Genomic DNA, 1,049 nt, shown 5'->3' on the forward strand with positions numbered 1-1,049 from the left:
CTAGTGTCCTGTCTCGCAAATAGATAGCCGTTTTAGTAGGCTCTGGGCGTGACACGTGCTGCCGCACCACTGGTGCTCGAACCCGGCCAGCGGGAACTGCTGGAGTCTCTTGCCAAGTCGCGTACGGTCGAGCATCGGCTGGTGCAGCGGGCGCAGGTGCTTCTGCGCGCCGCGGACGGGATGTCCAACGCCGACAATGCGGTGCTGGCCGGGGTGACCCGGGTGACGGTGCGGGCATGGCGGTCCGAGTTCGCCGAGCGTGGTCTGGCCGATCTGGGCAGGGTCGCGCCGGGCCGTGGTCGTAGGGCGTCGATCCCGCAGGCCACGATCGACCAGATTGTGGAGTTGACGCTGCACTCGAAGCCGCAGGGGGCGACGCACTGGTCGTGCCGGTCGATGGCGGCCAGGGTCGGTGTGAGTCCGGCGACGGTGCAGCGGGTGTGGGACGCCCGAGGGCTCAAGCCGCACCTGGTCGAGACGTTCAAGCTGTCCAACGACAAGCGGTTCGAGGAGAAGCTCGTCGACGTCGTGGGCCTGTACCTGAACCCGCCGGACAAGGCGGTGGTCTTGTGCATGGACGAAAAGTCGCAGATCCAGGCCCTGGACCGCACCCAGCCGAGCCTGCCGCTCAAGCCCGGACGGGCCGGCACGATGACCCACGACTACAAGCGCCACGGCACCACGACCCTGTTCGCCGCGTTGGATGTGCTGACCGGCAAGGTGATCGGCAAGTGCTTCGCCCGGCACCGGCACGACGAGTTCCTGCGGTTCCTCCGCACGATCGACACCTCCGTGCCCCGCAAGCTGCAGATCCACATGATCGTCGACAACTACGGCACCCACACCCACCCCAACGTCAAGGCATGGCTGGCCAAGCACCCGCGTTTCCACCTGCACTTCACCCCGACCAGCTCGTCCTGGCTCAACCTGGTTGAGCGCTGGTTCGCCGACCTGACCGAGAAGATGATCCGTCGTGGCGTGTTCCGCAGCATCGACGACCTCGTCGCCGCCATCGAGGAGTACCTGCGCATGCACAACGACGACCCGAA

Annotated in this window: 1 protein-coding gene; it reads left to right on the forward strand. The window is 66.3% G+C overall.

The window, feature by feature from the left end; translation table 11 throughout:
• Positions 1 to 48: 48 nt before the first annotated feature.
• On the forward strand, positions 49 to 1,049 hold a 1,001-nt coding region (locus DKL51_RS33070; RefSeq protein WP_124813220.1), incomplete at its 3' end, for an IS630 family transposase.

Source organism: Micromonospora globispora (assembly GCF_003857015.1).
Lineage (GTDB): Bacteria > Actinomycetota > Actinomycetes > Mycobacteriales > Micromonosporaceae > Micromonospora > Micromonospora globispora.